The sequence below is a fragment of the Geodermatophilus sp. CPCC 206100 genome, from assembly GCF_048569675.1.
GTDB lineage: Bacteria > Actinomycetota > Actinomycetes > Mycobacteriales > Geodermatophilaceae > Geodermatophilus.
In genome coordinates this window covers 177,907-201,688 of the sequence record NZ_JAQISV010000008.1, presented here as the reverse complement: position 1 = coordinate 201,688, position 23,782 = coordinate 177,907, and the positions used below count along the sequence as shown (strand labels likewise).

Sequence of the window (23,782 nt, the reverse complement as noted above, 5' to 3'; positions counted from 1 at the left end):
CACGACATCGCCATCCAGCTCATGGGCCACCACTTCGACGCCGAGCAGATCCGGGCGTTCTGGCAGGAGGACCCGGACATGAACCCGCTGCGGGCCGACCGGGGCCTGCCCGCGGCGACCCTGCAGGCCGCCGAGCAGACGGGGCGCGACCGCATCCCGGCGCGGCGCGGCAGCGCGCGGCCGAGCTGGCCGCCCAGCCGGCGGGGGACGCGGGCGCGGCCGCCGACCTCGCCCGCCGGCGGGTGGTCCGCGCCGCGGACTTCACCGCGATGGGCTGGCCGGTGCCCGAGGAGGCCACCGTCGTCGGGCCGTGGCTGCTCGCGCCCGGCCTGGTCGACGAGCTCGCCGCCGCGCTGCCCGGCGTGGTCGGCCGCTACCGGCAGCTGCGCCCGCTGGAGCCCGGCCCTCCGGTGGCCGTGGTCCGGCGGGCGTTGGAGCTGCCCGACGACGAGTTGGTCCCGGCCCTCGTGCGCCCGCCGCTGGCGCTGCGGGAGGGCCGGGTCGCGGTCGCCTCCGCGGGCCTGCCCCCGCACGTGCAGCAGGCCGTCGACGGGGTGCGGGCGCGGCTGACCGCCGACCCGTTCGCCGCACCGGAGGCACCCGACCTGGCGGCCGCCGGGCTGGGCCCCCGCGAGCTCGCGGCGGCGGTGCGCGACGGGCAGCTGGTCAAGGTCGCCGACGGGGTCTACCTGGCGCCCGGCGTCGCCGAGGTGGCGCGCGAGCGGCTGACCGGCGTCCCGGCGCCCTTCACGCTCAGCCAGGCACGCTCGGCCTGGGGGACCACCCGGCGGGTCGCCGTGCCGCTCATGGAGTGGCTGGACGCCCGCGGCGTGACCGAGCGGCTGCCCGACAACACCCGCCGGCTGCGCTGACCCGAGGGGACGGACCCGCGGGGTGTGCTCCCCGGGATGCTCGTGCTCTGCCCACCACCGTGGGCAGAGCACGAGCACGTGGGAGGGGACACCTGCCGGGCCCGCCGCCCGCGGCCGCCGGCGCGGCACACTGGGAGCAGATGGACACCGCCCTGCCCCTGCTGGAGACGCCGCCGCGTCCCTGGTCCCTGCCCGACAGCGCCCGCGCGGGCCTGGCCACCACGCCGTTCGGGCTCTACGTGCACGTGCCGTTCTGCGCCACGCGGTGCGGCTACTGCGACTTCAACACCTACACCGCCGAGGAGCTCGGACCCGGCGCCGCCCGCAGTGACTACGCCGGCACCGTGGTCGCCGAGCTGCAGCTGGCCGCCCGGACCCTCGGCCCGGACCTGCCGACGGTCGAGACGGTCTTCGTCGGCGGCGGCACCCCGACCCTGCTCCCCGCCGACGACCTCGTCGCCGTCCTGGCCGCCGTCCGCGAGCTGTTCCCGGTCGCCGTCGACGTCGAGGTGACCACGGAGGCCAACCCCGAGACGGTCGACCCGGCCGGCCTGGCCCGGCTGCGGGAGGGCGGCTTCACCCGGCTCAGCCTGGGCATGCAGTCCGCCGCCGAGCACGTGCTCGCCGTCCTCGACCGCCGGCACACCCCCGGCCGGGCCGTCGCGGCGGCGCGCGAGGCGCGGGCGGCCGGCTTCGAGCACGTCAACCTGGACCTCATCTACGGCACGCCGGGGGAGACCGACGCCGACTGGGCGGCCTCTCTGGACGCCGTCCTGGCCGCCTCCGTGGACCACGTCAGCGCCTACGCGCTCATCGTCGAGGAGGGCACCCGGCTGGCCCGCCGGATCCGCCGCGGCGAGCTGCCGATGCCCGACGACGACGTCCTCGCCGACCGCTACGAGCAGGCCGACGCCACCCTGCGCGGAGCCGGCTTCGACTGGTACGAGGTGTCCAACTGGGCGACCGGCCCCGCCGCCCGCTGCCGCCACAACGAGCTCTACTGGGCCAACGCCAACTGGTGGGGCGTCGGGCCCGGCGCGCACAGCCACGTCGGCGGGCTGCGCTGGTGGAACGCCAAGCACCCGGCCGCCCACGCCGACCGGCTGCTGCGGGGCGAGAGTCCGGCGCAGGACTCCGAGCTCCTGGACGACGCCGACCGCGCGCTGGAGACGATCATGCTCGGTCTGCGGCTGCGGGCGGGCCTGCCGCTGGCCGCACTGTCGCCCGCCGGGCGCGCCCGTGCCGCCGACGCCGTGGCCCGCGGCTTGCTGGACCCCGGGGCCCACGAGGCTGGCCGCGCCGTCCTCACCGACCGCGGGCGACTGCTCGCCGACGCCGTCGTCCGCGACCTGACCGACTAGTCCGGCGGTCAACGGAACTGTTCCGTTCGCGTCCTCTGCGGGCTATCGTTCCCGTTCCGGCAACGGCGCCGGAGGAGTCGAGGGGGTGGCGGCGCGTGGGCAGACTCGTGTCCCGGCAGGCTCTCGGATCCCCGCCCGGCCGCCGCCGCGCCGTGGCGCCGGCCCCGCTGTCGGGGGGCGTGCTCCTCGCCCTCGCGATGAACCGCCGGGCTCGAGGGCTGCGTGGCCTCGACGTCCTCCGCCGCAGCCAGGACCGGGCCCCGCCTCAGGTCGCCTGACTCCCCCCGGAGTCACCAGCACCGACCTGACGCGCACCGCCCGGTGAGCGCGTCTTCTTTGCGTTGCCCCTCAGGAGACCCCATGACCAGCACCGTCGACTCCACCGCCCCCGCTCGCGGCGACTCCCCGTGGGAGCACGTCCGGCTCCGGCTGCAGGCCCAGCGCGCCGAGTGCGTGAAGGACCGCGAGCTGGCGCTGGCCGACACCGTGCAGTCGCTGCCCGACGACGTCGCCGTCAGCCGCGCTGCCAGCCTCCTGCGCACCATCGAGGACATCGACGCGGCGCTGGCGCGGATCGCGGCGGGCAGCTACGGCCGCTGCGTGCACTGCGGCACGGCCATCCCCGAGGAGCGGCTGGAGTTCCGGCCCTTCGCCACGGGCTGCGTCGCCTGCTCGCAGCGCCGCTGACCGGCGGCACCCTGGTCTGACATCTGTCAGGCCGGGGTCCCGACGTCCCGCACTACAGGGCGGGCGCCGCCGGCAGCAGGCTGGTCGCGTGCTCGCAGAGACCGCCCTCGACATCCGCGACCTGACCGTCCGCTACGGCGCGGCGACCGCCGTCGCCGGCCTGGACCTGCAGCTGCGCGCCGGGGAGACCGTCGCGCTGCTCGGTCCCAACGGCGCCGGCAAGTCCACCGTCGTCAACGCCGTCCTGGGGCTGGTGCCCTCGACCGGCACGGTCCGCGTCCTCGGCCGCCCGCCGGCGGAGGCGATCCGCGCGGGCAGCGTCGGCGCGATGCTGCAGCACGGCGGGCTGCCCGGGGAGACCCGCGTGGGCGAGGTGCTCCACCTGGTGCGGCGCAGCTACCCCCGCGCGTGGCCGCTGGACGACCTGGTGGTCACCGCGGGCATCGACGGCCTGCTCGGCCGGCCGGTGGACGCCCTCTCCGGAGGTCAGCGGCAGCGCGTGATGCTCGCGCTCGCCCTGGCCGGCGAGCCGCCCCTGCTGCTGCTCGACGAGCCGACCTCGGCCATGGACGTCGAGGGCCGCCGCGCCTTCTGGACGACGATGCGCGGGCTGGCCGAGCGCGGCACCACCGTCGTCTTCGCCACCCACCACCTGGAGGAGGCCGACGCCGTCGCCGACCGCGTGGTCGTGGTCGCCGGCGGGCGGGTCGTCGCCGACGGCACCGCGGCCGAGGTCAAGTCCGGCACGTCCGGCCGCACCGTCAGCTTCACCGCCGCCCCGGGCGCCGCTCTGGAGGGGCTGCCCGGTGTCAGCGCCACCGAGTGGCGTGGCGACCGCGTCCAGCTCACCACCGACGACGTCGAGGCCACCCTGCGGGCGCTGCTGGCCGACGGCAGACGGCTGCCCGACCTCACCGTCGGCGGCGCCACGCTCGAGGACGCCGTCCTCTCCCTCACCGCCCGCACCACGATCGGAGTCGACCGATGAGCCCGCTGTTCGCCTTCCAGCTGCGGCGGGTCGGCCGCAACCGGCAGTTCCTGTTCTTCACCGTGCTGCTGCCCGCGCTGTTCACGATCTTCTTCACGAAGGTCTTCGGCGGGTTCGCCGGCTCCGCGGCGGAACAGCAGGAGTACGCGACCACCTACATGGTCTCGATGATGGCGTACGGCGCGCTCGGCGCGGCCCTCGGCGCGACCATCCGGGTTTCGTTCGACCGGCACTCGGGCTGGCTTCGCCAGCTGCGGATCACCCCGGTGCCCGGCTCGTCGGTGGTGACCGTCGACGTCGCCGTCGGCATGCTGCTCACCCTGCCCAGTCTGGTCGTCGTGGCCCTGGTCGGCCGGTTCGTCAACGGCGTCGACCTGCCGCTGGTCACCTGGCTGCTGCTGGTGGCCGTGCTGTGGCTGGGCTCCGGAGCGTTCGTCGCGCTCGGCCTGCTCGTGGGGTACAGCCTCGACGAGAAGGCCGCCGGCGGGGCGATCGGCATCCTCGGCACGATGCTCGCGGCCCTCGGCGGGCTGTGGGTGCCGGTGGCGGTCTTCCCGGACTTCCTCCGGGCGCTGGCGCACGTCATGCCCTCGTACTGGTACGCGGAGCTCGGCCGGGACGTCGTGGCCGGGTCCGGGCCCGCGCCGCTGGCCGTGCTCGCGCTGGCGGGGTTCGCGGCGGCCTTCGCCGTCCTGGCCGCCGTCGTGGCGCGGCGGCGGCCGCTGTACGCCGTCGCCGGCTGAGCCGGTTAGCGTCGCCGCCGTGGACCCCCGCACCCGCTGGCAGCGCATCGGTTGGGCGCTGCCCTGGCTGCTGTTCCAGGTGTTCCCGCTCGCCGACCTGTTCTCGACGCCGCGCCCGGCCGCCGTGCGGGTGGTGGCGGTGGCCGGGCTGCTCGCCTTCACCGGGGCCTACCTGGTCGTGTTCAGCCGGATGTTCGGCCGTCGCGACTGCCCCTGGCCGTGGCGGGAGCTGCTGGTGGTCGCCGTCCTCGGGGTGGGCCTGGCGGTCTGGCTGGGGCCCTCGTGGTCGGGGCTGATGATCTACGTCTCGGGGGCCGCGGCCGCGGTGCTGCCCGAGCGGTGGGTGTGGCCGGCGATCGGCGGGGCGGCGGCGGTCTGCGCGTCGGTCAACGCCGCCCACGACATGCTCGGCGAGCTGTTCATCCTGCCGGTCATGTGCGTGCTCACCGCGTTCGCGCTCCGCGGCACCCGCTACCTGGTGTCGGTCAACGCCGAGCTGACCGAGGCCCGGGAGGAGCTGGCCCGAGCCGCCGTCGCCGAGGAGCGGCTGCGCTTCGCCCGCGACCTGCACGACCTCCTCGGGCACAGCCTGTCGCTGATCGCGCTGAAGAGCGAGCTGGCCGGTCGGCTGGCCGAGCGGGACCCTTCCCGCGCCCGGGCGGAGATGGCCGACGTCGAGGACGCCGCCCGCCGCGCGCTGGCCGAGGTGCGGGAGGCGGTGAGCGGCTACCGGCAGATCGGCGTCGCGCTCGCCCTCGCGGAGGCCCGCGCGGCGCTGTCGGCCGCGGGGATCGCGTTGCACGCGCCGTCGGCCGTGCCGCCGCTGCCGGCGCCGGCCGACGCGGTGCTGGGCTGGGTGGTCCGGGAGGCCACGACGAACGTGCTGCGGCACAGCGGCGCCCGCGCCGTCGTCGTGGGGCTGACGGTGGACGACGAGGACGCCGCGCTGACGGTCACCGACGACGGCCGCGGGGCCGCGGGCGGGACGCCGGGGGCGGTCCGGTCCGGAGCCGGCCTGTCCGGGCTGGAGGAGCGGCTGGCCGCGCTCGGCGGCCGGCTGGAGACCGGGCCCGCGCCCGCCGGCGGCTTCCGGCTCGCGGCGCGGGTGCCGGTCGGCGCCCGGGTGGGCGCCCCGTGATCCGCGTGCTGATCGCCGAGGACCAGACGATGGTCCGCGGGGCGCTGCGGGCGCTGCTGGAGCTGGAGGAGGACCTCGAGGTGGTCGCCGAGGTGGGCCGGGGCGACCTGGTGGTGGACGCCGCCCGGGAGCACCGGCCCGACGTCGCGCTGCTCGACATCGAGATGCCCGGCTGCGACGGGCTGGAGGCCGCCCGGGCCCTGGCCGACGCGGTGCCCGCCTGCCGGGCCGTCGTCCTCACCACGTTCGGCCGGCCGGGGTTCCTGCGCCGGGCCATGGAGGTCGGGGCGGCGGGCTTCCTGGTCAAGGACGCCCCCGTCGCGGAGCTGGCGCGGGCCATCCGGGCGGTCGTGGCGGGGGAGCGGGTCATCGACCGGGACCTCGCGGCCGCGGCGCTCGCTCTGGGAGCCACTCCGCTGTCGGCGCGGGAGGCCGACGTGCTGCGCGAGGCCGCGGGCGGGGCGACGGTGGCCGACATCGCCCGGCGGCTGTTCCTCTCGGAGGGAACGGTGCGCAACTACCTGTCCTCGGCGATCGGCAAGACCGGCGCCCGCACCCGCGTGGAGGCGGCCCGCGTGGCCGAGGAGAAGGGCTGGCTGTAAGGGGATTCCCTGTGCCCCGCGGCCCCGTCCCGAGGCTCGCCCCGAGCGTGCGAGGGGTGAGGAGGACGGGGTCCTCTTTCAGTCTCGCGGGCCGGGCACGGGCGGCTGGATCTGGATGGCGGCGGTCGTCGGGCCGGTCGGCTCGGGCGGCATCAGCGCGTCGAGGTCGAGCACCCGGACGTGGATGACGTTGCGCTGCTGCAGCGCCGCCCGCAGCGCCCGGTGCAGGCCGTCCTCGAGGTAGAGCTCGCCCTGCCACTGGACGGCGTGCGGGAAGAGGTCCCCGTAGAAGGTCGAGTCGTCGGCGAGCAGGGTGTCCAGCGCCAGCTCCCGCTTGGTGGTGACCAGCGTGTCCATCCGGATCTGCCGCGGCGGGATCATCGCCCAGTCCCGAGTCGAGAGACCGTGGTCGGGATAGGGCCTGCCGTCACGGACCGCCTTGAAGATCAGCGCACCGACCTCTTCCCACGCGAGCCCCGCCGGGCACCGGACCCTTCGTCAGCCGAGCTTATCGACCCCGCGCCGCGCCGTGGTGGCCCCGTCCAGAGGCTCGCCGCGAGCTCGCGAGCGGTGAGGGGGACGGGGTCCTTCGCGTATGCTGGCCTGGCACTCCGAGCGTGCGAGTGCCAGTCGTACGACTGTCCGGGCCGGGAGTGCCCGGGGGTCTCCGCGAGGGTGCCGCACGACGTCGACCGGTACGGGGAGGTGTCGCCGTGGCGCACGACGAGCGTCGTCTGCAGGTCCTGCGGGCCATCGTCCAGGACTTCGTCTCGACCAACGACCCGGTGGGCAGCAAGGCCCTGGCCGAGCGCCACGACCTGGGCGTCTCCCCGGCGACGATCCGCAACGACATGGCCGTGCTCGAGGAGCAGGGCTACATCACCCAGCCGCACACCAGCGCGGGGCGGGTGCCCACGGACAAGGGCTACCGGCTGTTCGTCGACCGGCTCTCAGCGGTCAAGCCGCTGTCGGGAGCCGAGCGGCGGGCGATCGAGCGCTTCCTCGACGGCGCGCTGGACCTGCACGACGTCCTCAACCGCACGGTGCGCCTGCTCGCCCAGCTCACCCACCAGGTCGCCGTCGTCCAGTACCCGACCCTGTCGCGCAGCGCCGTGCGTCACCTGGAGGTCGTGCCCGTCACCAGCTCCCGGCTGCTCCTGGTGCTCATCACCGACACCGGGCGGGTCGAGCAGCGGCTGATCGACTGCCCGGTCGACGTCGAGCCCGACGACGTCGCCGACCTGCGGGCGCTGCTGAACTCCGCGTTCGCCGGGGCGAAGCTGGCCGAGGCCGGCGGCAAGGTGCCCGACCTGCTGGACACCGCGGCCCCGCACCTGCGGCCCCTGGTGGCCTCGGTGAGCGCGGCCCTGGTCGAGACCCTCGTCGAGCCCGGGGAGGACCGGCTGGTCATCGGCGGGACGGCGAACCTCGCCCGCGCCACGGTCGACTTCCCCGGCAGCCTGCGGCCGCTGCTGGAGGCGCTGGAAGAACAGGTGGTCGTCCTGCGGTTGATCAGTGAGGTGGACACCGGCGGCACCGTGCTCGTGCGGATCGGCGAGGAGAACGCGCACGAGGCGCTCACCGGTGCGTCGGTCGTCTCCGTCGGGTACGGCTCGGGGGCCCGGGCGCTCGGAGGGCTCGGGATCGTCGGTCCCACCCGCATGGACTACCCAATGAACATGGCCGCGGTCCGAGCCGTGGCCCGCTACGTCGGCCAGATCCTGGCCGAGAGCTGAGGCTGAGACATCTCGATGGCAACCGACTACTACGGCGTCCTGGGGCTGTCCCGCGGGGCCAGTGACAGCGACATCAAGAAGGCCTACCGGCGGCTGGCCCGGGACCTGCACCCCGACGTCAACCCCGAGCCGGGCGCCAAGGAGCGCTTCCAGGAGGTCAGCCGGGCCTACCAGGCGCTGACCGACCCGGAGAAGCGCCGGATCGTCGACCTCGGCGGCGACCCCTTCGACAACGGCGCCGGCGCGGGCGCGGGCAGCCCCTTCGGCGGTGCGGGCTTCGGCGGCCTCGGCGACATCATGGACGCCTTCTTCGGCGGCGGGGCCACCACGCGGGGCCCGCGCAGCCGCGTGCGGGCCGGCGGCGACGCGCTCATCCAGATCGAGCTGGACCTCGACGAGACCGTCTTCGGGACCACCCAGGACATCACCGTCGACACCGCCGTCCTGTGCGACGCCTGCACCGGGGCGGGGACGGCGCCCGGCACCCACCCGACCACCTGCACCACCTGCTCCGGGCGGGGCGAGGTGCAGAGCGTGCAGCGCTCGTTCCTCGGCCAGGTCGTCTCCTCCCGCCCGTGCCCCACCTGCGCCGGCACCGGCCAGGTCATCCCCGAGCCGTGCCCGAAGTGCGGCGGCGACGGGCGGGTCCGCGCCCGGCGGACCATCCCGGTCAAGGTGCCCGCCGGTGTGGAGGACGGCATGCGCATCCGGCTGACCGGCCACGGCGAGGTGGGCCCGGGCGGCGGCCCGGCCGGCGACCTGTACGTCGAGATCGTCGAGCGGCCGCACCCGGTGTTCACCCGCAACGGCGAGGACCTGCACTGCCGGGTCACGCTGCCGATGACCGCCGCGGCGCTGGGCACGACGCTCACCCTGGAGACGCTCGACGGCCAGGAGGAGGTCGACATCCGGCCCGGCACCCAGTCCGGCAGTGTGCTGACCATGCGCGCCAAGGGCGCCCCCCGGCTGCGCGCCACCGGCCGCGGGGACCTGCACGTGCACGTCGAGGTGGAGACGCCGACCCGCCTGGACGCCGAGCAGGAGAAGCTGCTGCGCGAGCTGGCCGTGCTGCGCGGTGAGGACCGGCCGGCGTCGTCCTCGGAGGGCGGCCACGGGGGGTTGTTCTCCAAACTGCGGGACGCCCTGAAGTGACGGTGGCCACCGACGACCAGGTGCCCGAGCTGGACGGGGCGCCGCTGTTCCTCCTCGACGACCTGCCCGACGCCGAGGAGCTGCTGGTCCCCGGCGCCGAGGGCCGGCACGCGGTCGAGGTGCTGCGGATGACCCCCGGCGAGCGGGTGCGGATCGGCGACGGCCGCGGCACCGTCGCCGAGGGCGAGGTGGTCGGGGCCGGCCCCGAGGGCCTGCGGGTGCGGGTCGCGGTGCGGCACGAGGTGCCCCCGCCGGCGCTGGAGCTGGTGCTCGTGCAGGCCCTGCCCAAGGGCGAGCGCGGGCCGCTGGCCGTCGAGCTGGCCACCGAGCTCGGCGTGGACCGGATCGTCCCGTGGGCGGCGGCCCGCTGCGTGACCCGCTGGCGCGAGGACCGCGCCGCCAAGGGCGTGGCGAAGTGGCGGGCGGCGGCGCGGGCGGCCAGCAAGCAGTCCCGCCGGCCCCGGGTCCCGGAGGTCACCGACGTCATGACCACCCGGCAGGTGTGCGGGGCGCTGGCCGACGTCGACCTCGCGCTGGTGCTGCACGAGCAGGCGCGGCACCCCCTGGCGCGGACCGACCTGCCGTCGCGGGGCGCGATCGCCGTCGTCGTCGGGCCCGAGGGCGGGCTGACCGACGGCGAGGTGGTGGCGCTCAGTGCCGCCGGTGCGCGCCCGGTCCGGCTGGGGCCCGAGGTGCTGCGGACCTCGACCGCGGGCGCGGCCACCCTCGCCGCCCTCTCGGTGCGCACCCGCTGGGCCTGAGCGGCCTCGGCGAGCAGGGGCTCAGCGCAGGGCCCGGCGGGCGCGGTCGCTGACCAGGTCCACCAGCCAGGTGAGGACGACGATCGCGGCCAGCACCGTGGTCACTGCGGCCCAGTCGAACGCGGCCATCCGCGACGCCAGCAGGGCACCCAGCCCGCCGGCGCCGAGGAGCCCGACCAGCACCGTGTCGCGGATGACGACCTCCCAGCGGTAGAGGACGTAGGCCAGCACCGGGCCGGCCGCCCGCGGCAGCACCCCGTACAGCCACGCCCCGGCCGGGCGGGCGCCGAGCGCGGTCAGCGCCGCCCGGGGCCGCGGATCGAGCTCCTCGGTCGCCTCCGCGGCCAGCCGGCCGAGCACCCCGAGCGTGTAGACCCCCAGGGCCAGCGCTCCCGGCAGCACCCCGGGCAGGAGCACGAACAGCAGCACCAGCGCCCACACCGGCGGCGGCACCGCGCGCAGCAGCAGCAACCCGAGCCGCACCAGCGCGCCGGCGACCCGCCGTCCCGGTCGCAGCCGCCCGGGCGGACGCGCGGCCGGCCCTGCCAGCAGTACGGCGCCGAGGGCGGCCACCGCGATGGCGACCACCGACATCTGCACGGTGTCGACCGCCAGGGTGCCGATGGAGCGCAGCAGCGCGCCGTCGGTCGCCGGGGGCCAGGCCGCGCCGAGCACGTGGTCCAGCTGCTCGCGGGCCCGGTCGGAGGCGAGGGCGGCGGGATCGAGCGCCAGGTACCACCACGACCACGCGACCAGCGCCAGCGTGCCCAGCACCGCGCCGGTGAGCACCGGGTCCCGGCCCGGCCCGGCGGCCGGCGCCGCCAGCCGGCGGCGCACCGAGCGCCCGGCGACGTCGGCGAGCAGGCAGAGCAGCGCGAGGGCGTAGACCGCGCTCCACACCTCGTCCCACCGCAGCGAGGCGAACGACAGCGACAGCTGGTAGCCGAGCCCGCCGGCGCCGATCAGCCCGAGGACGACGGCCGAGCGGACCGCGCACTCGAGCCGGTAGAAGGAGTAGGACAGCAGGCCGCCGGCCGCCGGGGGCAGCAGCCCGTACAGCGCGGCGGCCGGCCGCCCCGACCCCGAGGCCAGCAGCGCGGCGTACCCGCCGCGCGGCACCTCGTCCACCAGGTCCGCGAACACCTTGGCGCTCACGGCGCCGTAGGGGATCCCGATGGCGAGCACGCCGACCCAGGGGTCCAGGCCGAGCACGTTGACCAGCAGCAGGCCCCACACCGCCTCGTGCAACCCGCGCGGAACGGCGAGCACCCCGCGGGCGGCCGACCAGCCGAGCCGGCGCCGTCCCCACGTGGTGCGGGAGACGAGCACCGCGCCGACCGCTCCCAGCGCCAGCGCCAGCGCGGTGCCCACGGCCGCGTACGCGACGGTGACCAGCGCCGAGCCCGCCAGGACGCCGAGGAACTCCGCGTCGAGCGCGGGGGAGACGGCGGCCGCGGCGAACCGGCCGAACTGCGCCGTCCCGCCCGCGTTGACCACCTCGCCGGTGAACAGCCCGGCCCCGGCGAGCGACCAGCCGAGGACCGCGACCGCGCCGAGGGCCCACGCCCAGCGCCGCCGGTCCCGGCGCAGGGCCGGGACCGGCGTCTCCGGCCGGGCGAGGACGGCGGTCACGCCGGCGCCCCGTAGAACTCCGCGAGGTCCGCTGGGGACAGCGCCGCCACCGGTCGGTCCAGCACCACCCGGCCCCCTGCCAGGCCGACGACGCGGTCGCAGTGCCGCAGCACCAGGCCGGGGTCGTGCAGCGCGGCGACCAGGGCGCCGCCGCGCTCGCGGGCCAGCTCGGCGAGCAGGGAGAGGGCCCGGTCGGCGAGCACCGGGTCCAGCGCGGACGCCGGCTCGTCGGCGAGCACCAGTTCGGGGCGCTGCACGAGCAGCCGGGCGATCGCCACCCGCTGCCGCTGGCCGCCGGAGAGCCGCTCGGTGCGCTCGAACGCGCGGTCGGCGAGCTCCACCCGCGCCAGCGCGTCGACCACCTCGGGCACGCCCTGCGGCCGCAGCAGCGACCACGCCGCCCGGCCCGCCGACCACCCGGCCAGCCGGCCGGCGTTGACGTTGTGCACCACCCGCAGCTGGCCGACCAGCTCCAGGTGCTGGTGCACGGTGCCCACCCGGGACCGCAACCGGCGCAGGGCGCGCCCCGACACCTCGGCCGGGTCGGCGCCCAGCACCCGCACCGATCCGGCGGTCGGCGTCACCTGCCCGTTGGCCAGCCCGATCAGCGTCGACTTGCCCGACCCGGAGGCGCCGACCAGCGCGACGCGCTCGCCGGGGCCGACGGTGAGGTCGACCCCGGCCAGCGCCGTCACCCTGCCGTACCGGACCGAGACGCCGTCCAGCCGCAGGACGGCGGTCAGCTGACCAGCCCCAGGTCGCGGCCGATCTCCTCGATCTGGTCGTAGTTCGACGCCTCGGTCGACACGAACCCGCCCGCACCGAACAGCTCGAGCACCTCGGCGTCCGCCGGGTCGTCGGCCGACAGACCGGTGAAGTAGCCGATCAGCCGGTCGCCGAGGTCGTCGACGCCCAGCCGCTCGGCCGCCCGCGGACCGAGCAGCCAGTGGTAGTCGTGGTAGGTCGGGGTCTCGGCGTACAGCACGACGGCCGGGTCGACCGCGCCCTCCGCCGACCGCGACGTCCAGACCTGCTTGTTCAGCACGCCCGCCTGGTAGCTGTTGGAGGCCACCAGGGCCAGCGTCGCGTCGTGCGAGCCGGAGAACCCCGGTCCGCCCGGGAAGCCCTGCGGGTCGACGCCGGCCTCGCGCAGGAAGTAGGCGGGCATGAGCCGGCCGGAGGTGGAGGTCTCGCTGCCGTAGGTGAAGCGCAGCGGCGCGAGCGCGGACAGGTCGTCCGACGGCGGGAGCCCGGTGCCCGCGTTGACCACGAACACCGAGGTGAACCGCTCGTCGATGTCGCGCTGGGCGAGCGGCTCGGCGCCGGGGGTCTGCAGCCGGGCCTGGACGCCGGTGAGCCCGCCGAACCAGACGAGGTCGAGGTCGCCGGTGCGGAACAGGGAGACGGCCGCGCCGTAGTCGGTGACCGGGCGGTACTCGACGTCGAGGTCGAGCGCGGCCGACACGGAGTCGGCGACGGTGCCGTAGAGGCGCTGCAGGACCTCGGGGTCCTGGTCGGGGATGGCGCCGATGCGCAGGGGGCCGGCGGAACCCGAGGCGGTGGCCGACACCGGGGAGGTGCGGCCGCAGCCGGTGACCGCGGCGGCGAGGGCGACGCCGGCGCCGGCCAGCAGGCTGCGGCGGGACAGCGGGGGGAGTGCGGTTCCGAGGACACCCGACCGGGCGACGCGACGGGTGCTCACTACGTCCTCGAGCGGGGAGAGAGGGCGGGCACGGGAGACCTCCGGGGGAGAGGGGACGGGTCGCTCCATCCTGTACCGGGCCGTGAGCGGCCACCTCTCAGGGCCGCCCCGAGCGTGCGAGGTGTGGGGGAAGGGCGGTCCTCCTAGGGTCCCTGCCGTGGACTGCCTCTTCTGCCGCATGGTCGCCGGCGACGTCCCGGCGACGGTCGTGCACGAGACCGACCGGACGCTGGCCTTCCGGGACATCAACCCGCAGGCCCCCACGCACGTGCTGGTGATCCCGAAGGACCACCACGCCACGGTGGGCGCGCTCGCCGCCGACGACCCCGACCTGCTGGCCGCGGTCGTCCGGGCGGCGGCCGACGTGGCGGTGCAGGAGGGGCTGGCCACCGCCGACGGCGTCGAGCCGGGCTACCGCGTGGTGACCAACACCGGCCCGGCCGCCGGCCAGACGGTGCACCACGTCCACCTGCACGTGCTGGGTGGCCGGTCCCTCACCTGGCCGCCCGGCTGAGAGACACCTCGCAGCGCCGGCGCAGCCGGTGACCTCTCCTGCGGGGACTCGTGCTCTGCCCACCGGTGTGGGCAGAGCACGGGTGTCGGGAGTCGAGGTCCGACCGCGCCCGGGTCACCCACGCGGCGGCCGACCTGCCACGCTGCGGGCATGGCCGAGCCCCTGCGCCTCGAGCGGGACGGCGACGTCGTGGTCGTCGTCCTGGACAACCCGCCGCTCAACCTCTTCGACCCCCGCGTGTTCGACCTGCTGGAGGCGGTGGTCGCCGAGCTGGGCAGGCTCACCGATCCCGCCGGCGCGGACCGCCCCCGTGCCGTGTTGGTCGAGGCGCGCGGGCGGGTCGTGTCGGCCGGGGTCGACGTGACGGCGTTCCGGGACATCGCCGAGGGACCGGACCCAGCCGGCGAGGGCGCGCGGCTGTGGCGCCGGCTGCTCCGGGTCGCCCAGGCCGTCGAGGACCTCCCGGTGCCCACGGTGTTCGCCGCGCACGGGCTGACCCTCACCGCCGCCTTCGAGCTGGCGCTGGCCTGCGACGTGCTGCTGGCCGCCGGGAGTGCGTCGTTCGGGCTGGTGGAGATCGTCGTCGGCCTGACCCCGTCGATGGGCGGGCCGCAGCGGCTGGCCGAGCGGGCCGGCCCGGCGCGGGCCAAGGAGCTCGTCTTCACCGGCGAGCGCTACCCGGCCGAGGTGCTCGAGCGGTGGGGCGTGGTCAACCGGGTGCTGCCCGACGAGGGGTTCGCCGCGGCCGCCCGCGCGTTCGCCACGCGGTTGGCGGCCGGGCCGACGGTCGCGCACGCGGCCACCAAGAGGCTGGTGACCACCGGCGTCCGGCAGGGCGCGCGGGCCGCCGACGAGCTCGTACCGGAGGTCTCCGGCGCGCTGTTCGGCACCGAGGACCTGCGCGGCGCGGTGCGCTCCTTCCTCACCGAGGGACCGGGGAGGGCGACCTACTCGGGCAGGTGAGGCGCCCACCGCGACCGCGGTTCGGGTCCCCGGGCGCGGGTAGACTCGGGAGGTCCGCGAATCGACAGCAGGAAGGCAGGGTCGAGGGTTCTTGCCCGACTCCTCCCCGAACGTCCCCGTGCCGGGTGCCCCCACGTCGCGTGAGGCCTCCGCACAGGCCGCCGCGGCGGACGGCCACCTCGGCTCGCCCGCCCCGTCCGCAGACGGTCCGGGGGCGCCCACCCCCACCTCCGTCCGGACCACCATCACCGTTCCCGACTCCGTCTCGATGGTCGCCCTCCTGGGCTCCGGCGACGAGCTGCTCCGCCTCGTGGAGAACGAGGTCGACACCGACGTCCACGTGCGGGGCAACGAGATCGCCGTGACCGGCCAGCCCGCCGACAACGCCTTCACCGTGGCGGTGTTCGACGAGCTCATCGCGCTGCTGGGCACCGGCCAGACGCTGCGGCCGGACTCGGTGCGCCGGGTCATCGGCATGCTGCGCGCCGGCGGCTCGGAGCGGCCGGCCGACGTCCTGAGCCTGGACATCATCAGCCGCCGCGGGCGCACGATCCGGCCCAAGACGCTGAACCAGAAGCGCTACGTCGACGCGATCGACGCCCACACCATCGTCTTCGGCATCGGCCCGGCCGGCACCGGCAAGACGTACCTGGCCATGGCCAAGGCGGTGCAGGCGCTGCAGACCAAGCAGGTCAACCGGATCATCCTCACCCGCCCCGCGGTGGAGGCCGGTGAGCGGCTGGGCTACCTGCCCGGCACGCTCAGCGAGAAGATCGACCCGTACCTGCGGCCGCTGTACGACGCGCTGCACGACATGGTCGACCCCGAGTCGATCCCGCGGCTCATGCAGTCGGGCACGATCGAGGTGGCCCCGCTGGCCTACATGCGCGGGCGCACGCTCAACGACGCGTTCGTCATCCTCGACGAGGCGCAGAACACCACCGCCGAGCAGATGAAGATGTTCCTCACCCGGCTCGGCTTCGGCTCCAAGATCGTCGTGACCGGCGACGTCACCCAGGTCGACCTGCCCGGCGGCGCGCAGAGCGGGCTGAAGATCGTGCGCGAGATCCTCGACGGCATCGAGGACGTGCACTTCTCCAACCTGACCAGCTCCGACGTCGTCCGGCACCGGCTGGTCGGGAACATCGTCGACGCCTACGAGCGCTGGGACGCCACGCAGCAGCAGAACCGGCCGGCCACCTCGCCGCCGGTGCGCGGCGCGCGGCCGCGCCGGCAGGGGAGCTGAGCGCCGTGCCGGTCGAGGTCGCCAACGAGTCCGAGATCGCCGTCGACGAGTCCTCGCTCGCCGCGATCTGCACGTACGTGCTGGCCGAGCTGCGGGTCAACCCGATGGCCGAGCTGTCGGTGCTGTGCGTGGACCCGGACTACATGAGCACGCTGCACGAGCGGTGGATGGGGGAGAAGGGCCCGACCGACGTCCTGGCCTTCCCCATGGACGAGCTGGACACCGGCCGTCCCGACGAGCCCGACCCCGGTCCGGCGCTGCTGGGGGACGTCGTGCTGTGCCCCTCGGTCGCCATCCGCCAGGCCCGTGCCGCCGGGCACACGATGGACGACGAGCTGATCCTGCTCGCCACGCACGGCGTGCTGCACCTGCTGGGCTACGACCACATGGAGCCCGACGAGGAGAAGGAGATGTTCGGCCTGCAGTCCCAGCTGCTGGAGGGCTGGCGCTCCGCCCCGCGGGCACCGATGACCGGGGAGGCCGTCGAGCGGGGGCCGGGCCCGAGATGACCTCCGGCGAGATCACCCTCCTGGTGATCGCCGTCCTCCTCATCCTCCTCGCCGGGGTCTTCGGCGCCATGGACGCCGCCCTCCAGCGGGTCTCCCTGGCCCGCGTCGAGGAGATGCGGCGCGACGGCGTCAAGCGCTCGGCCGTCCTCCTCGACGTGGTGGCCGAGCGGGCGCGGCACGTGTCGCTGCTCCTGCTGCTGCGGATCGCCTGCGAGATGGTCGCCGCGGTGCTGGCCACCGTGGTGCTCTACCGGCTGTGGGGGGCGGGCTGGCCGACGGTCCTCACCGCGGCCGGCGTCATGACCGTCGTCAGCTACGTGCTCGTCGGCGTCGGCCCCCGCACGCTCGGCCGCCAGCACTCCTACGGGCTGGCGCTGCGCACCGCCGGCGTCGTCCGGCTGCTCGGCCGGGTCCTCGGGCCGGTGGCGACCCTGCTGATCCTCGTCGGCAACGCGCTGACCCCCGGCCGCGGCTTCCGCGACGGGCCGTTCTCCTCCGAGGTCGAGCTGCGCGAGCTGGTCGACATGGCCGAGGAGCGCGGCGTCGTCGAGTCCGGCGAGCGCAACATGATCCACTCGGTGTTCGAGCTCGGCGACACCATCGCCCGCGAGGTCATGGTGCCGCGCACCGACGTGGTGTGGATCGAGCGCAGCAAGACCGTCCGGCAGGCGCTCGCGCTGGCGATGCGCAGCGGGTTCAGCCGGCTGCCGGTCATCGGCGAGAACGTCGACGACGTCGCCGGCGTGGTCTACCTCAAGGACCTCATCCGCCGGACCCAGGGCGGCCAGGACGCGAAGAACGCCCTGCGGGTCGAGGAGCTCATGCGCCCGCCGACGTTCGTGCCGGAGTCCAAGCCGGTGGACGAGCTGCTGCGGGACATGCAGGCCCAGCGCATCCACATCGCGATCGTCGTCGACGAGTACGGCGGCTTCGCCGGGCTGGTGACGATCGAGGACATCCTCGAGGAGATCGTCGGCGAGATCGCCGACGAGCACGACGCGTTCCAGCGCCCGCCGGTCGAGCACCTGCCCGACGGCTCGGTGCGGATCACCGCGCGGCTGCCGGTCGAGGACCTCGCCGAGCTGTTCGACGTCGAGCTGCCCGAGGACGACGACGTGGAGACCGTCGGCGGCCTGCTGGCCCGCGAGCTGGGCCTGGTGCCGATCGAGGGGTCGGCCGCCGAGGTCGCCGGCCTGCGGCTGGTCGCGGAGAGCACCGGCGGGCGGCGCAACCGGATCGACACGATCCTGGTCTGCCGCGTGCCCGAGCCGGCCGGGGCGGACGCCGACCGGACGGGGTCCACTCGGGCGGACGTGCCCGCGGCCGTGGAAAGCTAGCCGGCTGTGCCTGACCTGCAGCCCGAGGACGCCAAGCTCGTCACCCTCGCCCGCTCCGCGCGCGGCCGCACCGGCGCCCCGGAGGGGGCGGCCGTGCGCGACACCGACGGCCGCACCTACGTCGCCGCCAGCGTGGCGCTCCCGTCGCTCGCCCTGTCCGCGCTGCAGGCGGCGGTCGCCGCGGCGGTGTCCAGCGGGGTGGAGGGGCTGGAGGCCGCCGCGGTCGTGTCGGCCGCCGACGCGGTCGAGGAGCCCGGCCTGGCCGCGGTCCGCGACCTCGCCCCGTCCGCGCCGGTGTACCTCGCCGGTCCCGACGGCGCCGTCCGCACCTCGGTCTAGCGCAGCGGCACGCCGAGCGCGTCGGCGAACGCCTCGGGGTCGCGCACCCACAGGGTGAGCGCCCGCTCGCCGTCGCCGTCCGGGGTCGCGTGCCGGACGGCGACCCGCGTGCGCCCGGGCCACCACCCGCCGCGCGAGGCCGCCTTCGGCCAGCCCGCGGGCGGCGCGCCCCGGCGCACCTCGCGGACCAGGCTGCGGGCCACCACGTGCAGGGACGACGTCCGCCGCACGCCCGGGACGTCGAACGACAGCCCGGAGTCGGAGACCGTCGCCCGCGCGGTCGAGAGCACCGCGAAGGCCAGCCCGAGCGCCAGGGCCAGCGGCAGCTCCGACGCGATCGCCGACGTCCCGCCGCGCCAGGCGAACAGCCCGACCCAGACGACCACGACGGCGACGGCGGTGAGCAGCAGCCACGGCCGCGGCGGGTCGTACTGCCAGTAGCGCAGCGGAGCCGGGGTCACCGTGGCCGAGCGCCGCGGGCCGCGGGCCGGGAAGAAGCCGTAGGCCGCGACCTGGGCGGCGTGCCGCTGCCGCTCCTGCAGCGCCCGCACCGCCAGAGGTCCGTCCTGCTCCCGCCGTCGCCGTCCCGCCACCCCCCGATCCTCTCAGCCCGCCCTCCGTCGGTTTCCGCGGAAACCGACGGAGGTGCGCGGGGGTGTCGGACGGCGGTGGGAGACTGGACGGCGTGAGCGCGCCCGACCAGCCGTACCGCAGCGGCTTCGCCTGTCTGGTGGGCCGCCCCAACGCCGGCAAGACCACGCTCACCAACGCGCTGGTCGGCGAGAAGGTCGGCATCGTCAGCAACCGCCCCCAGACCACCCGGCACGCCATCCGCGGCGTCGTCCACCGCCCGGGCGGCCAGCTGGTGCTCGTGGACACCCCAGGGCTGCACAAGCCGAAGAGCCTGCTCGGCCGCCGGCTCAACGACGTCGTCCGCGACACGCTGTCCGAGGTGGACGTGGTCGTCTTCTGCGTGCCGGCCGACCAGCCGGTCGGCACCGGCGACCGGTTCATCGCCCGGCAGCTCAAGGAGGTCAAGGCGCCGGTCGTCGTGGTCGTCACCAAGACCGACGCCGCCTCGAAGAAGCAGGTCACCGAGCAGCTCGTGGCCGCCAGCCAGCTGGTCGACGCCGCCGAGGTCGTGCCGGTCAGCGCCGTGCGGGGCGACCAGGTCGAGCTGCTGGAGGACCTGCTGGTCGGCATGCTGCCCGAGGGGCCGCCGCTGTACCCCGAGGAGCAGACCACCGACGAGGACGTCGAACGGCAGCTGGCCGAGCTGGTCCGCGAGGCGGCGCTGGAGAAGGTCTTCCAGGAGGTGCCGCACTCGCTGGCGGTCACCATCGAGGAGATGACCCGCCGTCCCGACCCCAAGCGGCCCGATGGCGAGCTGGTCGAGGTGCACGCGCTGCTGCACTGCGAGCGCGCGAGCCAGAAGCCGATGCTGCTCGGCCGCGGCGGCGAGATCATCAAGGCGATCGGCACCGAGGCGCGGCAGGGCATGGAGACGCTGCTCGGCGCCCGGGTCCACCTGGACCTGCACGTCACCGTGCTCGGCGAGTGGCAGGACGACCCCAAGAAGCTCAACCGGCTGGGCTACTGATGTCGACCACACCGAAGTCGCTCTACCGCGACGAGGGGGTCGTGCTGCGCACCCAGAAGCTGGGCGAGGCCGACCGGATCGTCACGGTGCTGACGCGCCGGCACGGCAAGGTGCGCGCCGTCGCGAAGGGCGTGCGCCGCACCAAGAGCAAGTTCGGCGCCCGGCTGGAGCCGTTCAGCCACGTCGACCTGCAGTTCTACACCGGCCGCAACCTCGACATCGTCAACCAGGCGGAGTCCATCCGCGCCTACGGGCAGCCGATCGCCGGCGACTACCCGGCCTACACCGCCGGCACCGCCGTCCTGGAGACCGCCGACCGGCTCACCGCCGAGGAGAAGGAGCCCTCGCTGCGGCTGTTCCTCCTCGTCATCGGGGCGCTGCGCTCGCTGGCCGAGGGCACCCACCCGGCGGGGCTGGTGCTCGACGCGTTCCTGCTGCGGGCCATGTCGGTGGCCGGCTGGGAGCCGGCGCTGAACGGCTGTGCCCGCTGCGGCGAGGAGGGGCCGCACCGGCACTTCTCGGTGCCCGCCGGCGGCGTGGTCTGCCCGCCCTGCCGGCCCACCGGCTCGGCGATGCCCAGCCCGGCGACCATCGAGCTGCTCGACGCGCTGCTCACCGGCGACTGGGAGAGCGCCGAGGCCAGCCCCGGTGTCCAGCGCCGGGAGGGCAGCGGGCTGGTCGCCGCGCTCCTGCAGTGGCACCTCGAGCGCGGCCTGCGCTCGCTGCCGCTGGTGGACCGGTCCGAGCCGGCGGCGTCCCGCGCGGGAGCGGGGCAGCTGCGTGAGGCGTGAGGTCAAGCCGCCGAGCCCGCACCCCTCCGGTGCCCGGCCGCCGGCGATCCCGCCCGAGAAGGTCCCCCGCCACGTCGCGATCGTCATGGACGGCAACGGGCGGTGGGCCAAGCAGCGCGGGCTGCCGCGCACCGCGGGCCACGAGGCGGGGGAGTCCTCGCTGTTCGACTGCGTCGAGGGGGCCATCGAGCTCGGCGTCACGGCGATCAGCGCCTACGCCTTCTCCACCGAGAACTGGCGGCGCAGCCCCGACGAGGTCCGCTTCCTCATGGGGTTCAACCGTGACGTCATCCGCCGCCGCCGCGACGAGATGCACGAGCTCGGGGTGCGGGTGCGGTGGGCCGGGCGCCGTCCGCGGCTGTGGCGCAGCGTCATCAAGGAGCTCGAGGTCGCCGAGGAGCTGACCCGCGACAACGACGTCCTCACCCTCACCATGTGCGTGAACTACGGGGGCCGGGCCGAGATCGCCGACGCCGCCGCGGCCATCGCCCGCGAGGTCGCCGCCGGGCGGCTCGACCCGGGCAAGGTGGACGAGAAGACCGTCGCCCGGTTCCTCGACGAGCCGGACATGCCCGACGTGGACCTGTTCGTCCGCAGCTCCGGGGAGAACCGCACCAGCAACTTCCTGCTGTGGCAGTCGGCCTACGCCGAGTTGGTCTTCCTCGACACCCTGTGGCCGGACTTCGACCGCCGGCACCTGTGGGCGGCCTGCGAGGAGTACGCCTCGCGGCAGCGCCGCTTCGGGAGCGCCTGAAAGAGGACCCCGTCCTCCCCGCCCTTCCCGAGCTCGGGGCGGGACCCGGGACGGAGCCAGACCGAGGAAGGAGTCTCATCGTGTTCGCGGTGACCCGGCTGCGGGTGTCCGAGCGCGACGCCGCGGCCCTGGCTGCCGACGTCGCGGCGCTGCTGGCCGCGTTGTCGGCGCGACCCGGCTTCCGGGACGGCGAGGTGGGCCGCTGTGCCGACGACCCGGGGCTGTGGGCGCTGGTCACCCGCTGGGACGGCGTGGGCGCCTACCGCCGCGCGCTCTCCGCCGCCGAGGTGAAGATCGCCGGGGCGCCGGTGTGGGTGCACGCCCTCGACGAACCGGGCGCCTACGTCGCGGCAGAGCAACCGCTCGAGGGGTGATCCCCGCCCTCCGTGGGCACCCACCGTGCGGAGGCCGCAGGTGTCGAGCCCGGAGGACGCGCGATGAGTCAGCCCAGGCGGGACGACGTGGAACGCCCGACGTCCGACGACCCCACCGTGCAGGTCCAGCCGCCTCCGGTACCCGGCCGCGCCGTGCGGGCCCAGCTGGCGGCCGGCGAGCGAACGACGCCACCGGTCCGTCCGGACGAGCCGACCGTCACGCTCGACGCGCCGGCGCCCGCGACCCCGCACCGCACGCTGGCGTTCGACGGACCCGCGCCCGCCGAGGGTCCCGTGGCCTCGGACCGGGGGTCCCGACGCCGGTGGCGGACCTGGCCGTGGATCGCCGCCTTCGTGCTGGTGCTGGTCATCCTCGGCGCCATCCTGCTGGTCATGCTGTGGCAGGGCGCGACCATCGACGGGAACGTCGACCTCGTCGGGTGGTCGGGCGGGACGACGATCGGCTGGAGCGGGCCGGGCGGCGACTGAGAGGGGCCCGCGCGCGGGCAACTACCGTGGACGGGTCAACCCGCCGACCGCCAGCCGGATGGAGCCACTCCCCGTGAGCGCCAGCACCGCCAAGCACGACCCCGCCCGCCTCGACAAGGTGGTCAACCTCTGCAAGCGACGGGGCTTCGTCTTCCCGTCGGGGGAGATCTACGGCGGCACCCGCTCCGCCTGGGACTACGGGCCCCTGGGCGTGGAGCTCAAGGAGAACATCAAGCGGCAGTGGTGGCGCACCGTCGTCCAGAGCCGCGACGACATCGTCGGCCTGGACTCCTCGGTGATCCTGCCCCGCCAGACGTGGGTCGCCTCCGGTCACGTCGGCGTCTTCACCGACCCGCTGACCGAGTGCCAGAACTGCCACAAGCGGTTCCGGGCCGACCACCTCGAGGAGGACTTCGAGGCGAGGAAGGGCCGGGCGCCCGAGAACGGCCTGGCCGACATCACCTGCCCGAACTGCGGCACCAAGGGCGCGTGGACCGAGCCGCGCGACTTCAACATGATGCTCAAGACGCACCTCGGCCCGGTCGAGGACGAGTCCGGGCTGCACTACCTGCGCCCGGAGACCGCGCAGGGCATCTTCGTCAACTTCGCCAACGTCATGGGCGCGGCGCGGAAGAAGCCGCCGTTCGGCATCGGGCAGATCGGCAAGTCGTTCCGCAACGAGATCACCCCGGGCAACTTCATCTTCCGGACCCGCGAGTTCGAGCAGATGGAGATGGAGTTCTTCGTCGAGCCCGGCACCGACGAGCAGTGGCACCAGTACTGGATCGACGAGCGCACCCGCTGGTACACCGACCTCGGCATCTCCCCGGACAACCTGCGGCACTACGAGCACCCGAAGGAGAAGCTGTCGCACTACTCGACGCGCACCGTCGACATCGAGTACCGCTTCGGCTTCCAGGGCTCGGAGTGGGGCGAGCTCGAGGGCATCGCCAACCGCACCGACTTCGACCTGAAGACCCACTCCGAGCACTCCGGCGCCGACCTCACGTACTTCGACCAGGCCAGCAACACCCGCTGGACGCCGTACGTCATCGAGCCCGCCGCCGGCCTGACCCGCTCGCTGATGGCGTTCCTGGTGGAGGCCTACACCGAGGACGAGGCCCCCAACGCCAAGGGCGGCGTCGACACCCGCACCGTCCTGCGGCTGGACCCGCGGCTGGCCCCGGTGAAGGCCGCCGTCCTGCCGCTGTCGCGCAACGCCGACCTCTCGCCCAAGGCCCGGGACCTCGCGGCGACGCTGCGGCGGAGCTGGAACGTCGACTTCGACGACGCCGGCGCGATCGGCCGCCGCTACCGGCGGCAGGACGAGATCGGGACGCCGTTCTGCCTCACCGTCGACTTCGACACCCTCACCGACGACGCGGTGACCGTCCGGGAGCGCGACTCGATGAGCCAGGAGCGGATCGGGCTGGACCAGGTCGAGGGCTACCTGAAGACCCGCCTCCCCGTCTGCTGAGCGGGTGCGCTGCCG

Annotated in this window: 26 protein-coding genes and 1 pseudogene; 22 read left to right on the top strand and 5 right to left on the bottom strand. The window is 75.3% G+C overall.

The window, feature by feature from the left end:
• The first annotated feature begins 242 nt into the window (after positions 1-242).
• From PGN05_RS05105 to PGN05_RS05075, 7 genes are all read left to right on the top strand, one after another.
• Positions 243-872, top strand: a complete 630-nt coding sequence (locus tag PGN05_RS05105; protein WP_419751443.1) for a SelB C-terminal domain-containing protein — start codon at positions 243-245, stop codon at positions 870-872.
• Positions 873-1,012: 140 nt separating this feature from the next.
• Positions 1,013-2,233 carry a radical SAM family heme chaperone HemW gene (gene hemW, locus PGN05_RS05100; RefSeq protein ID WP_419751442.1) on the top strand — a complete coding sequence of 407 codons (1,221 nt, stop codon included), beginning with the start codon at positions 1,013-1,015 and terminating at the stop codon, positions 2,231-2,233.
• Between the two features lie 360 nt (positions 2,234-2,593).
• Positions 2,594-2,920 carry a TraR/DksA family transcriptional regulator gene (locus PGN05_RS05095; RefSeq protein WP_419751441.1) on the top strand — a complete coding sequence of 109 codons (327 nt, stop codon included), beginning with the start codon at positions 2,594-2,596 and terminating at the stop codon, positions 2,918-2,920.
• A gap of 88 nt (positions 2,921-3,008) precedes the next feature.
• A complete protein-coding gene (locus PGN05_RS05090; protein WP_419751440.1) occupies positions 3,009-3,908 on the top strand; it encodes an ABC transporter ATP-binding protein in 900 nt (299 codons plus the stop codon).
• Positions 3,905-4,651: an ABC transporter permease gene (locus tag PGN05_RS05085; RefSeq protein WP_419751439.1), complete on the top strand. Its 747-nt coding sequence runs from the start codon at positions 3,905-3,907 to the stop codon at positions 4,649-4,651. The genes PGN05_RS05090 and PGN05_RS05085 overlap by 4 nt, the downstream gene beginning before the upstream one ends.
• 19 nt (positions 4,652-4,670) lie before the next feature.
• On the top strand, positions 4,671-5,789 hold the full coding sequence (locus PGN05_RS05080) for a sensor histidine kinase (protein WP_419751438.1): 1,119 nt from the start codon (positions 4,671-4,673) through the stop codon (positions 5,787-5,789).
• Positions 5,786-6,391 (top strand): response regulator transcription factor, encoded by a 606-nt coding sequence (locus PGN05_RS05075; protein ID WP_419751437.1) that lies wholly within the window; start codon positions 5,786-5,788, stop codon positions 6,389-6,391. The genes PGN05_RS05080 and PGN05_RS05075 overlap by 4 nt, the downstream gene beginning before the upstream one ends.
• 159 nt (positions 6,392-6,550) lie before the next feature.
• Here PGN05_RS05075 and PGN05_RS05070 read toward each other — a convergent pair.
• Positions 6,551-6,841: pseudogene (locus tag PGN05_RS05070) on the bottom strand (type II toxin-antitoxin system VapB family antitoxin); the annotation flags it as partial.
• 263 nt (positions 6,842-7,104) lie between these two features.
• On the opposite strand from PGN05_RS05070, the gene hrcA reads away from it, so the two are divergent.
• The 3 genes from hrcA to PGN05_RS05055 are packed head-to-tail and all read left to right on the top strand — an operon-like array spanning position 7,105 to position 10,040.
• Complete coding sequence (gene hrcA, locus PGN05_RS05065) at positions 7,105-8,127, top strand: heat-inducible transcriptional repressor HrcA (RefSeq protein WP_419751436.1); 1,023 nt, start codon at positions 7,105-7,107, stop codon at positions 8,125-8,127.
• A gap of 15 nt (positions 8,128-8,142) precedes the next feature.
• Positions 8,143-9,279, top strand: coding sequence for a molecular chaperone DnaJ (gene dnaJ / locus PGN05_RS05060; RefSeq protein ID WP_419751435.1), 1,137 nt, complete (start codon positions 8,143-8,145; stop codon positions 9,277-9,279).
• Positions 9,276-10,040 carry a 16S rRNA (uracil(1498)-N(3))-methyltransferase gene (locus PGN05_RS05055; RefSeq protein WP_419751434.1) on the top strand — a complete coding sequence of 255 codons (765 nt, stop codon included), beginning with the start codon at positions 9,276-9,278 and terminating at the stop codon, positions 10,038-10,040. The genes dnaJ and PGN05_RS05055 overlap by 4 nt, the downstream gene beginning before the upstream one ends.
• Before the next feature lie 21 nt (positions 10,041-10,061).
• Here PGN05_RS05055 and PGN05_RS05050 read toward each other — a convergent pair whose 3' ends face one another.
• From PGN05_RS05050 to PGN05_RS05040, 3 genes are read right to left on the bottom strand one after another with little or no spacing between them, the layout of a single operon-like run.
• On the bottom strand, positions 10,062-11,672 hold the full coding sequence (locus PGN05_RS05050; RefSeq protein WP_419751433.1) for a PhnE/PtxC family ABC transporter permease: 1,611 nt from the start codon (positions 11,670-11,672) through the stop codon (positions 10,062-10,064).
• The gene (locus PGN05_RS05045) at positions 11,669-12,367 is read right to left on the bottom strand and encodes a phosphonate ABC transporter ATP-binding protein (protein WP_419751432.1); all 699 of its coding nucleotides are present in this window, start codon (positions 12,365-12,367) and stop codon (positions 11,669-11,671) included. Before PGN05_RS05045 ends, PGN05_RS05050 begins: the two co-directional genes overlap by 4 nt.
• Positions 12,368-12,411: 44 nt before the next feature.
• Entirely contained in the window at positions 12,412-13,374 is a 963-nt protein-coding gene (locus PGN05_RS05040) for a putative selenate ABC transporter substrate-binding protein (protein WP_419751431.1), read from the bottom strand.
• 157 nt (positions 13,375-13,531) lie between these two features.
• Between PGN05_RS05040 and PGN05_RS05035 the strand changes: the two genes are divergently transcribed.
• The 6 genes from PGN05_RS05035 (at position 13,532) to PGN05_RS05010 (ending at position 18,282) form a co-directional block, all read left to right on the top strand.
• Positions 13,532-13,888 (top strand): histidine triad nucleotide-binding protein, encoded by a 357-nt coding sequence (locus tag PGN05_RS05035; protein WP_419751430.1) that lies wholly within the window; start codon positions 13,532-13,534, stop codon positions 13,886-13,888.
• Positions 13,889-14,038: 150 nt separating this feature from the next.
• Positions 14,039-14,851, top strand: coding sequence for an enoyl-CoA hydratase/isomerase family protein (locus PGN05_RS05030; protein ID WP_419751429.1), 813 nt, complete (start codon positions 14,039-14,041; stop codon positions 14,849-14,851).
• 268 nt (positions 14,852-15,119) lie between these two features.
• Positions 15,120-16,097: a PhoH family protein gene (locus PGN05_RS05025; protein WP_419751428.1), complete on the top strand. Its 978-nt coding sequence runs from the start codon at positions 15,120-15,122 to the stop codon at positions 16,095-16,097.
• A 5-nt stretch (positions 16,098-16,102) separates the two neighbouring features.
• Positions 16,103-16,606: an rRNA maturation RNase YbeY gene (ybeY, locus tag PGN05_RS05020; protein ID WP_419751427.1), complete on the top strand. Its 504-nt coding sequence runs from the start codon at positions 16,103-16,105 to the stop codon at positions 16,604-16,606.
• Positions 16,603-17,943, top strand: a complete 1,341-nt coding sequence (locus PGN05_RS05015) for a hemolysin family protein (RefSeq protein WP_419751426.1) — start codon at positions 16,603-16,605, stop codon at positions 17,941-17,943. The genes ybeY and PGN05_RS05015 overlap by 4 nt, the downstream gene beginning before the upstream one ends.
• 6 nt (positions 17,944-17,949) lie before the next feature.
• Positions 17,950-18,282, top strand: a complete 333-nt coding sequence (locus PGN05_RS05010; protein WP_419751425.1) for a cytidine deaminase — start codon at positions 17,950-17,952, stop codon at positions 18,280-18,282.
• On the opposite strand, the gene PGN05_RS05005 is transcribed toward PGN05_RS05010, so the two are convergent.
• Complete coding sequence (locus tag PGN05_RS05005; protein WP_419751424.1) at positions 18,279-18,875, bottom strand: hypothetical protein; 597 nt, start codon at positions 18,873-18,875, stop codon at positions 18,279-18,281. The genes PGN05_RS05010 and PGN05_RS05005 overlap by 4 nt on opposite strands.
• A gap of 92 nt (positions 18,876-18,967) precedes the next feature.
• On the opposite strand from PGN05_RS05005, the gene era reads away from it, so the two are divergent.
• The 6 genes from era (at position 18,968) to PGN05_RS04975 (ending at position 23,767) form a co-directional block, all read left to right on the top strand.
• Positions 18,968-19,882 (top strand): GTPase Era, encoded by a 915-nt coding sequence (era, locus tag PGN05_RS05000; RefSeq protein ID WP_419751423.1) that lies wholly within the window; start codon positions 18,968-18,970, stop codon positions 19,880-19,882.
• Positions 19,882-20,673: a DNA repair protein RecO gene (recO, locus tag PGN05_RS04995; RefSeq protein ID WP_419751422.1), complete on the top strand. Its 792-nt coding sequence runs from the start codon at positions 19,882-19,884 to the stop codon at positions 20,671-20,673. Before era ends, recO begins: the two co-directional genes overlap by 1 nt.
• The gene (locus tag PGN05_RS04990) at positions 20,663-21,427 is read left to right on the top strand and encodes an isoprenyl transferase (protein ID WP_419751421.1); all 765 of its coding nucleotides are present in this window, start codon (positions 20,663-20,665) and stop codon (positions 21,425-21,427) included. Before recO ends, PGN05_RS04990 begins: the two co-directional genes overlap by 11 nt.
• An 80-nt stretch (positions 21,428-21,507) precedes the next feature.
• Positions 21,508-21,801: an antibiotic biosynthesis monooxygenase gene (locus PGN05_RS04985; RefSeq protein ID WP_419751420.1), complete on the top strand. Its 294-nt coding sequence runs from the start codon at positions 21,508-21,510 to the stop codon at positions 21,799-21,801.
• A 63-nt stretch (positions 21,802-21,864) separates the two neighbouring features.
• Entirely contained in the window at positions 21,865-22,290 is a 426-nt protein-coding gene (locus tag PGN05_RS04980) for a hypothetical protein (protein ID WP_419751419.1), read from the top strand.
• A 73-nt stretch (positions 22,291-22,363) separates the two neighbouring features.
• Complete coding sequence (locus PGN05_RS04975; RefSeq protein ID WP_419751418.1) at positions 22,364-23,767, top strand: glycine--tRNA ligase; 1,404 nt, start codon at positions 22,364-22,366, stop codon at positions 23,765-23,767.
• The last annotated feature ends 15 nt before the right edge of the window (positions 23,768-23,782 follow it).

What these genes read in the sequence shown, in the direction of transcription:
- PGN05_RS05015 (WP_419751426.1), top strand. Translation starts at nt 16,603, where the DNA reads ATGACCTCCGGCGAGATCACCCTCCTGGTGATCGCCGTCCTCCTCATC.
- recO (WP_419751422.1), top strand. Translation starts at nt 19,882, where the DNA reads ATGTCGACCACACCGAAGTCGCTCTACCGCGACGAGGGGGTCGTGCTG.
- PGN05_RS05025 (WP_419751428.1), top strand. Translation starts at nt 15,120, where the DNA reads ATGGTCGCCCTCCTGGGCTCCGGCGACGAGCTGCTCCGCCTCGTGGAG.
- PGN05_RS05030 (WP_419751429.1), top strand. Translation starts at nt 14,039, where the DNA reads ATGGCCGAGCCCCTGCGCCTCGAGCGGGACGGCGACGTCGTGGTCGTC.
- PGN05_RS05095 (WP_419751441.1), top strand. Translation starts at nt 2,594, where the DNA reads ATGACCAGCACCGTCGACTCCACCGCCCCCGCTCGCGGCGACTCCCCG.
- hemW (WP_419751442.1), top strand. Translation starts at nt 1,013, where the DNA reads ATGGACACCGCCCTGCCCCTGCTGGAGACGCCGCCGCGTCCCTGGTCC.
- PGN05_RS04980 (WP_419751419.1), top strand. Translation starts at nt 21,865, where the DNA reads ATGAGTCAGCCCAGGCGGGACGACGTGGAACGCCCGACGTCCGACGAC.
- PGN05_RS05085 (WP_419751439.1), top strand. Translation starts at nt 3,905, where the DNA reads ATGAGCCCGCTGTTCGCCTTCCAGCTGCGGCGGGTCGGCCGCAACCGG.
- dnaJ (WP_419751435.1), top strand. Translation starts at nt 8,143, where the DNA reads ATGGCAACCGACTACTACGGCGTCCTGGGGCTGTCCCGCGGGGCCAGT.